The 5,279-nt window shown below is 69.6% G+C and carries 4 protein-coding genes and 1 pseudogene; all 5 read right to left on the bottom strand.

Annotation, left to right across the window (positions count from 1 at the left end; genetic code table 11):
- Positions 1-76: 76 nt before the first annotated feature.
- Positions 77-472 (bottom strand): DUF4150 domain-containing protein, encoded by a 396-nt coding sequence (locus tag AC1DOC_RS20105; RefSeq protein ID WP_012745698.1) that lies wholly within the window; start codon positions 470-472, stop codon positions 77-79.
- Positions 473-484: 12 nt separating this feature from the next.
- Complete coding sequence (locus tag AC1DOC_RS20110; protein WP_478130355.1) at positions 485-1,000, bottom strand: DUF3540 domain-containing protein; 516 nt, start codon at positions 998-1,000, stop codon at positions 485-487.
- A gap of 67 nt (positions 1,001-1,067) precedes the next feature.
- A complete protein-coding gene (locus tag AC1DOC_RS20115; protein ID WP_012745696.1) occupies positions 1,068-2,135 on the bottom strand; it encodes a pentapeptide repeat-containing protein in 1,068 nt (355 codons plus the stop codon).
- A gap of 1 nt (position 2,136) precedes the next feature.
- Positions 2,137-4,578, bottom strand: a complete 2,442-nt coding sequence (locus AC1DOC_RS20120) for a DUF2169 family type VI secretion system accessory protein (protein WP_478130356.1) — start codon at positions 4,576-4,578, stop codon at positions 2,137-2,139.
- A gap of 256 nt (positions 4,579-4,834) precedes the next feature.
- Positions 4,835-5,005, bottom strand: a pseudogene (locus AC1DOC_RS20125) (pentapeptide repeat-containing protein); the annotation flags it as partial.
- Positions 5,006-5,279: the final 274 nt, after the last annotated feature.

Genomic DNA, 5,279 nt, shown 5'->3' on the forward strand with positions numbered 1-5,279 from the left:
CGAGGCCCCTCTCCCATTTCTTCCGGTCCCTGACTCTTCCCCGGCAGGCCTTGCAGCCTGCCGGATTGGCGGCGCCTCAGGGCGCAAGCAACAGCACCATCGTCTGGCTCGGCACGATCCGCACGCCCGGGCAGTTGGTGCTGTTCTGCAGCGACATGCTGGTCAGACGGGTCGCGGGCATGCCGAGGTACAGCACGGTGAAGGCGCCCGTCAAGTGCCGGCTCGGTCCCATCACGGTGCCCGACGCCACCCCCATGTTGACGCCCGCGTTGTCGCCGTTGGTCATGGGAATGGTGGTGGCCAGGTTGTGCACCGGCATGCCCATGATGAGGATGTTCGGGCAGTTCGGCACCGCCATCGGCCCCATGGCCACATTGGGATAGGGAATGGGCACCGGGCCAGCCGGCGTGGGCGTCAGGCACACATCGGGAAATCCCATGTCGGTGCCCATCATCTGGCAATTGGCGAACATGAAGCGCCTCCTCTATCCGAAATGGATCTGCCCGCCGCGCGCCTTGACCAGCTTGCTGCCGTTCACCAGTGCGTGCTCCGCGCTGATGTGCACGAGCTGCTGCGCTTCCATCTCCAGATGCGCCGCATGCACGCGGTCCAGGCCTTCGGTGGTGCGCGCATGGTGCTTGCTGAAATGCGTGACCCGGTCGAACACCGTGGAAAGCGCCGATCCGATCAGCCGCATTGCCCCGGCCACGATGCGGACCTGGCCTCCGGCGAATTCGAGATCGTCGCTGGCGATGTCGGTGCGCGCGCTGTCCAGCGCGAAGCGCCGCGAACTCAGCGCGATCGCCGGCGCATGCAGCTGCGCGCGGGCGCCGAAGTCGCCTGCGACCACGCGCAGTTCATCGGCCGCACCGGCCACCACCACGCCCACGCAGGATTCGGCGGCGATCGGCGAGGGCCGCCGCGGCGGCGCCTGCTTGTGGGTGCGCGGCTGCGCCTTCGGGCGGCTGGCGTCGAGAGGGGCGGCGGTAGCGTGAGTCATCGGAAGGCACTCCTCGGAGGTGTGGAGAACAGGAAGAAAGCGGCATGGCGGGCCGGCGGATTTCGCGTCATGGCGCAGGCCCCCTCCAGAGTTCCGCGCGCGCCAACGCCGCGTCGGTTTCCAGCGCCCGGGGGCGGTCGGTCCACAGCGCGTCCTCGGTGTCGGCGCGATGCAGCACGGTGCGCAACAGGGTGGCGCCGCGGCCGTCGACCTTTTGCAGGTCGGCCCGGCTGAAATCGGCATAGCTCAGATCGCAGTCGCGCAGCGAGGCGGCAGCCAGCTTCGCATCCGCAAAGTGGCACTGGTGCAGGTCGGCGCCATCGAAGCGCGCGCCGGGCAGCATGCTGCGCGTGAACAGCGCCTGCCGCAGCCCCGCGCCCGCGAAGTTGACGGCTTCCCCCCGGGCATCGCAGAACACGGCCATCGGCCCTTGCGCGCCGGAGAAGTCGACACGATCGAGGCGCGCGCCCTGGAAATTGCATTGCCGCATCGGCGCGTTGCGAAAGCTCGCGCCGCCGAGGTTGCAGTTCGCGAACTGGCAACCGTCGAGGGACAGGCCGGCGAAGGATTTCCCCTGCAGGTCGACCTCGTGGAACACGACCCGCTGCATCCGGGCGCGCGCCCAGGTCATTTGCGCCAAGCCGCATGCGAGCATCGAGGTGTGGACCCAGCGGCTGTCGTCCGCGTTGACGTCCACCAGGTTCGACCGCGTGAAGGTCGAAGACTCCAGGTCGGCTCCGATCAGCGCGGCATGGGCGAAGTCGCAGTTCGAGACGGTTGCCATCGACAGCACAGCCTGGGTCAGTTGCGCATGCGGCAGCGCGCAGTCGGTCAGCACCGCGCCGTGCAGGTCGGCACTGCGCAGCGCAGCATGGTCGAAGGTGCACCGGTTGAGCACGGCGCGGCGCAAGCTGGCGCCGTCCATCAGCGCGCCCTTGAAGCTGCACTGGTCGAACAGCGTCTCGCGCAGGTCGGCGCCGCGCAGGTCGGCCTCGTCGAAGCGGCAGCGCGAGAACACGCCGCCGGCCAGGTACGCGCGCGCATAGGCGCCGGCGCCAAAGTCCTTGTCTTCCATCGGCTCGCCCAGCGTCACGGCGAGTGCCAGCAGTTTCGGGGTCAGCAGTGCGCTGGGCATCTCAACGCCCTCCCGCATGCTGTTCCGGCGTCAGCCGTGGGTGGATGCGCGCACGTTCGAGCAACGCCCCGTCGAACTTCGCGTCGCCATCGAGCCGCACGCGGGACAGGTCGGCGCCGAAGAGGTTGGCCTCCCGCAGATCCGCGCCGCGCAGGTCGGCGGACTGCAGGATGGCATCGTGGAAGTTGGCGCCCGCGAGACGGGCCCGCTGCAGCCCCGCCTTGCGAAACAGCGCCCCTTTGGCGTTCGCCAGGCGCAGGTCGCTGTCCGAAAGAAGGCCCATGCCGAAGTTCGCCCCCGCGAGGTTCGCCCGCGCCAGCCGCGCGCCGCTCAGGTCGCATTCGCCCAGGTTGGCATTGGCCAGCATGGCACCGGTGAAATCGGCTCCCGCCAGGCGTGTGGTCTTGACCACCACCGCGCCAGCCATCCGGGCGCCGACGAAGCGGGCGTTCGCGGCATTGCAGCCGACCAGGCTGGCCGCGCCGAGATCCGCGCCGCTGAAGTCTGCGCCCTGCAGGTTGCATTCGATGAAGCTGCAGTTGGCCAGGACGGCTTCGACGAACCGCGCCCCGCTCATGTCGAGCTTGTAGAACAGCATCMCCGKCGCCACGATCGCCGAGGCGTCGGCTCCGGCCCAGACGCTGTCGAGCCATTGAGCCTGCGCGAGCCGCGCGCCGCGCAGCTGGGCCAGGCCGAGCCGGGTGCCACCGAGGATGGCGCCTTGCAGGTTCGCGTTGTCGAACACCGCCTGTGCGCATTCGGCGCCGCCGAGGTTGGCCGCACGGAAGTCGGTGCCGATGGCGATCGCCCCACGCAGGTCGGCGTGGGCCAGCACCGTGGCCTGCAGCTTCGCGCCCGACAGGTTGGCGTCGCGCAGGTTCGCGCTCTCCAGCCAGGCGCCGGTGAAATCGACGCCGCGCAGATCGAGGTTCGACAGGTCCGCGCCCGTCAGGTCGATGCCCGGCCACCGCTTCAGATGGCTCCTCAGCAAGAACGCCACCTCGCGGCGGCTCGCCGCCGCGGCCTCGCCCGCAAGGGGAACGGCGGCTGCCTGCAGGTGCGCCGTCTGCAGGTAGTCGACGTGCAGCGAGTTCTGCATGCGCCAGAGCGCGGTACCGATGCGCGCACGGTCGAAGGGCTTGCCGGCAGTACGGTGCGCGCCTTCCAGTTCAGCGAGCTGCTGCTTCGCGCTGAAGAGCGGCGGACCGCGGTGCTGGAGCTTTTCAGCGGCGGGTTTGTGCTTTCTGGCGAAGGCGATCGCGGTTTCGGCGTGCGTTGCCGCGTCGTCCAGCGCCGCCCATCGCTGCGCGTCCATCTGCTCGCGCAGCTTCTTCAGGTAGGCCGGCATCTCGGCGGCGGGCGGCGGCTTTTCTCGCGGCGCCAGCCGGACGCCGAGCGCATCGGGGTCCCTGCCCTTCGACTGCAGGAAGTCGCGCGCCAACTGCACCTCGACTTGCGCGCGGCGGTACTGCGCCGCCTCCTGCAGGCCTTGCGACTTCATGACGGCTTGCAGGGCTTCCAGCGAGGGATCGGCGGTGTCCAGGCCCTCGGGCTGCAGATCGCCGTCGTTCAGGGCCTCGAGCGCCGCGTCGCGGCCGCGCGTGCGTTTCTCGAGCACCGACAGGTAGTGCGCGCCAGTGCGCGCCTCGGCCGGATCGATGCGCTCGACCGCCCCGAGCAGATCGTGGATGTCGGATGCGTCGTCCTCGGCAGTTTCAGCCAGGCCGTGGAAGACCAGGACCATCCGCTGCGCCGCCGGGAAGAACCACACCGTCGTCAGCCGCATCGGAATTTCACGCAGCTTGAAGACCGCGCTGTCCCCCTCGCCCATCCGGTAGTGCGCGAACGCACGCACGCGAAGACCTGGCAGCCGGCCTTCGATGTGCGGGCGCTCGGGATGCATGTGATCGAGCTCGTAGGTCTCGTCGCCGCGCAAGGGCGCATCGATCCACTGGTCGCGCGGCGCCATGTTGAAGTGCTGCCAGTTCAGGTCGGGCGCGTAGCCGGGTGCATGCTCCTTCAGCCAGTTGGCGTCGTAGGTGCCGCGCAGCGCCGCCCGCAGCGGATGCAGCACGTCGAGCGGCGCGAAGGCCGCGGGCGCCACCGCCTGGTCCGGCCTGCGCAGCCGGTCGCCCGGGTATTCGAGGGCGGGCAGCCATCGAATGCGGTCGGCGGCCTGGCGGCCGCGCCCCGATGGGTTCTCGGCGAAGTCCGCGCCGCCATAGGCATTGGGCCAGTCCAGGGCCAGCGGCTGCATCGGCGCCGGCGCACTCGGCGCGTCACCGTCCCAGTAGCGCTCCCCGAATGCCAGCAGAGTCTTCGAGGTGCCGCCAAGCCGAGCGCGCACCGCAACGGCCTCGGGGCGCTCGGGCGCCGCGAAGGCCCTGCCATGCACGAGAAACTCCGGCGTCAGCTTGGCGATGCCCTCGTCGATCAAGGGCACCGCCATCTCGGCGCCGAGAAAATTCCACATCGACTGCTCGCCCCAGAGACAGCCCTGCGCCGGCTGCGCGAAAGGGACGTGCAGGTAGCCCGACACGGACAGGCCGAACCGCTTGCGGAACGCCATGGGCCTGAACGAGAGCCCGAGTGTCTGGGGCTTGATGATCTGCATGGGGGCAAGCTTGTTTCAGAAACCGGAGGAATTGGGTTCGGACGAATTGGGCTCTGATGAGCTGGGCTCGGATGAGCTGGGCCCGGATGAACTGGGCTCGGACGAACTGGGCTCGGACGAACTGGGCTCGGACGAGCTGGGCTCTGACGAGCTGGGCTCCGACGAGCTGGGCTCCGACGAGGTCGGCCCGTCGCCGCCGGCGGATGGATCGCTGGAAGATCCGCCGTCGGGCACGGCAAAGGGGTCGTAGTCCGATGAGAAGGCGTCGCCCCGGGTGTTCTGGGTGCTCGTCGGCGCGTCCTTGTCCATGGTGCCCGCGCCGTCGGTGGCCAGGCGGTTCAGGCGCGCGGCCAGGCCCGGGTGCCCGGCAGCGGCGGCATCCCGGGCCGCCTGCGCCAGTTCCGCCTTGGCATCGCTGTACTGGTCCGACAGCTCGGCGAACCCGATGACGGAGGACATGAAGCCCACGTTCACCCCTTCCAGCACGCCGACGATCGCCAGGAACTCCGCGCCCTCGCTCAGCACCGTGG

The sequence above is a fragment of the Variovorax sp. 01T439_2 genome (genome assembly GCF_056398445.1).

Bases quoted from the DNA above. Each gene is read 5' to 3' on its own strand.
- AC1DOC_RS20115 (WP_012745696.1), bottom strand. From the start codon at position 2,135: ATGCCCAGCGCACTGCTGACCCCGAAACTGCTGGCACTCGCCGTGACG.
- AC1DOC_RS20110 (WP_478130355.1), bottom strand. From the start codon at position 1,000: ATGACTCACGCTACCGCCGCCCCTCTCGACGCCAGCCGCCCGAAGGCG.
- AC1DOC_RS20105 (WP_012745698.1), bottom strand. From the start codon at position 472: ATGTTCGCCAATTGCCAGATGATGGGCACCGACATGGGATTTCCCGAT.